Below are 2,684 nucleotides of genomic sequence, written 5' to 3' on the forward strand. Positions count from 1 at the left end.
CTCGAGGCACTTCCGCTCGTGGTAGCAACAGCCCCACAGTCCTCCGGATTCAGCCAGATCGTCGCCGACGATGAGAACGTCAACGCCCAGCTGATCGGTGTGACAGAAGCGTATGGGGAGGTCAACGGGCTGGAGACGGTCTCGGGACAGTTCATCACCGAGCGCGACGACAGCGCGTACTCGAAGGTGATCGTCCTCGGCGCCCAGACTGCCGAGGACCTCTATGGCGAGGGAGTGGACCCTGTCGGACAGCGGGTACGAGCCGGCAACATGCTGCTCACCATCGTCGGCGTCCTCGACGAGAAGGGCAGCTCCGGCTTCACGAACGTGGACGGCTCGGCGTTCGTCCCACTCTCGACGCACCAGCGCTACATCGCCGGCAGTGAGTACGTCTCCTCGATCTCGGTCGAGGTGATCGACGAGGAGCAGATGACCCCTGCCGAAGACGCCGTGACCGCAGAGTTGCTCACGCGCCACGGTATCGCAACCGAGGAGGCCGCCGACTTCCGCATCATGAACATGGCCGACATCCTCGATAGCGTGACCGAGATAACCGGCATCTTCACCGCACTGCTGGCGGCAGTCGCCGGGATCTCGCTACTGGTGGGCGGCATCGGGATCATGAACATGATGCTCACCACCGTGACCGAGCGGACACGCGAGATCGGCCTTCGCAAGGCGATCGGCGCCACCGATTCGGCGATCTCCGCCCAGTTCCTCGTCGAATCCGTGCTCCTCACGCTCATAGGCGGAGCGCTCGGCATACTCACGGGTTGGGGGATCGGCGTTTTCGGCGGAAGCCTTCTAGGGATAGACGCGATCGTCACGATCGATGCGATCGTACTAGCCGCCAGCGTAAGCGCCGTTGATCGGCGTGGTGTTCGGATACTACCCCGCACGTCGGGCCGCGAAGATGAGCCCGATGGAAGCGTTGAGATACCAGTAGTGGACAGTGTGTGGCGGGTAGGACCGCCGGGACTTGGAGGCTCGAGATGAAGACACCTGCAGTGATAGCGATCGTACTGGTGGTGGCACTGGCAGCGTTCGGGGCAGGATGGTACGCCTCCGGCGCTCTCGAAGATGATGGTGGCTCGGTTGCGGTCACCGGAGAGCCGGGACTAGGCGGCGGTCTGGGAAGGCTTTCGGAGGAGGACCGGGCCAAGGTCCAGGCAATGACGCCCGAGGAACGCGACGCGTTCATGCAGGAGCAGTTCGGCGAAGCGGTGCCACCGGGAGTCGAACCAGGTGCACCGGGTCGTGGGATGCGGGGTGGGATGCTCGAAGGCGAGGTCATCGAAGTGGCTTCCGACACGATCACGGTCGCTCTTGTCGACGGGGGCTCGGTGACGGTCTACACGAGTTCCGACACGGTAGTGGCATACGCCGAAGGTGTCGAGTCCGCGACTCTTGCGGAAGGTCAGAGCGTCAGCATATCCACTGTGCCTGAGGCAGACGGCGTCACGAGCGCGACGATGGTCGTGGTCCTCGAGTAGAGGTCACTCGCCGAGCGCTGATTCGTTCCCGGGCGGCTCGATCCCGGGCGGCACCTTTGGCCGATAGGTCTCGACGAACAGCGCACGCCACTGGTGCCTGACCTTGCCGCCGACCTTCTCGGCAATCGGTTCAGTGCCGTCCCAGGACAGTTCGAGCGTCACGTCGTCGCGCAACGGATGGTTCGGGTCGTAGATGCGGATGGAGATTCCCGCCTCATCACGATCCACCCCATAGGCGACCACCTGGTGGTTCAGCCCCAGCCCCTTGAAGCGCTCGGCCGGAACGAGACCCAGGGGCACTGGGCGGCCAGCGACCATCGAGACCAAGACGTTGCCCAACTCCTCGCGTCGCGTGGCGGTCGCAGCTCCTATCCATGTGCCGGTGGGTCGATACGTCCACCTGGCGAACCGCAGCATGTTCACCCCGCCGTAAAGGCTGAGGCTCTCGAGTTGGCGCCACATCGTGTAGCGCGCCAGCGGAGTGCCCGCGGTCGGGCGCTTTTCTGCCAGCCCAGCGGCCGATACGCCTGCCCGGTGATAGTCCAGCGCCGCGAAGACCATCCCACCGCACCTTCCTCGCAGACCGATCGCATACTCGCGTTCGCCTACTCGGATACGCCAGGGCTTGTCCTCCCATACGTTGCCGAAGGAGAAACCATGTTCCGAGGGGAGGAAGCCGGTGATGAGGGAGCTGTGGTCGGTGGGAGTTGAGATCATGTCTCGAGTATCGCGGAGATGAGGTGAGGTATCCAGCGGGATTGGCCAATAGGGACTCTACGGAGTTCATTCCGGAGCAGCCGCCGGAATCTGATTCCAACGTAGTAAAAAATACTTGACATGGTGTCTGAAGCGCTTTACAGTCAGTCATGTCAAACATTCCTGACATCAAGGAGGACGCAATGTCGTGGGAGGAAAAGATCACCTGGGTGGGCGCGGCTGTCGCAGCTGCCGTTCCCGCAGTCTACTTCACAGTCACCCTGGGTCAGCTTGGAGAAGCGCCCGTCACTGAGATCGCCTACCAGCGTTCGTTGCTCATAGCCATCGGTGCGTCGATCGTCCTCACGATAGTCGGTTCGATCCTCACGGGGATCGGGACCGGCATCTGGGCCGGGATCAGAGCTGAGATCACCGGAAAGGGCTCCGCCGAGGACATCGACATCGACAGGAAGGACGAGCGGGACGTCCAGATCA

4 protein-coding genes are annotated in these 2,684 nt (G+C 62.9%); 3 read left to right on the top strand and 1 reads right to left on the bottom strand.

Annotation, left to right across the window (positions count from 1 at the left end; all coding sequences use genetic code 11):
• Window positions 1–996 (top strand): FtsX-like permease family protein (locus GWP04_12745; GenBank protein ID NIA26403.1); only part of this gene is annotated, 996 nt, incomplete at its 5' end.
• On the top strand, window positions 993–1,493 hold the full coding sequence (locus GWP04_12750; GenBank protein NIA26404.1) for a hypothetical protein: 501 nt from the start codon (window positions 993–995) through the stop codon (window positions 1,491–1,493). The genes GWP04_12745 and GWP04_12750, both read left to right, overlap by 4 nt.
• A 3-nt stretch (window positions 1,494–1,496) precedes the next feature.
• Here GWP04_12750 and GWP04_12755 read toward each other — a convergent pair whose 3' ends face one another.
• Entirely contained in the window at window positions 1,497–2,210 is a 714-nt protein-coding gene (locus GWP04_12755; protein ID NIA26405.1) for a hypothetical protein, read from the bottom strand.
• Window positions 2,211–2,359: 149 nt separating this feature from the next.
• Between GWP04_12755 and GWP04_12760 the strand changes: the two genes are divergently transcribed.
• Window positions 2,360–2,684 (top strand): hypothetical protein (locus tag GWP04_12760; protein NIA26406.1); only part of this gene is annotated, 325 nt, incomplete at its 3' end.

The organism is Gammaproteobacteria bacterium (genome assembly GCA_011682695.1).
Taxonomy (GTDB): Bacteria; Actinomycetota; Acidimicrobiia; order Spongiisociales; family UBA4744; genus BMS3Bbin01.

Excerpts from the sequence above, each read along its gene's own strand:
- GWP04_12750 (NIA26404.1), top strand. The coding sequence starts at position 993 with ATGAAGACACCTGCAGTGATAGCGATCGTACTGGTGGTGGCACTGGCA.
- GWP04_12755 (NIA26405.1), bottom strand. The coding sequence starts at position 2,210 with ATGATCTCAACTCCCACCGACCACAGCTCCCTCATCACCGGCTTCCTC.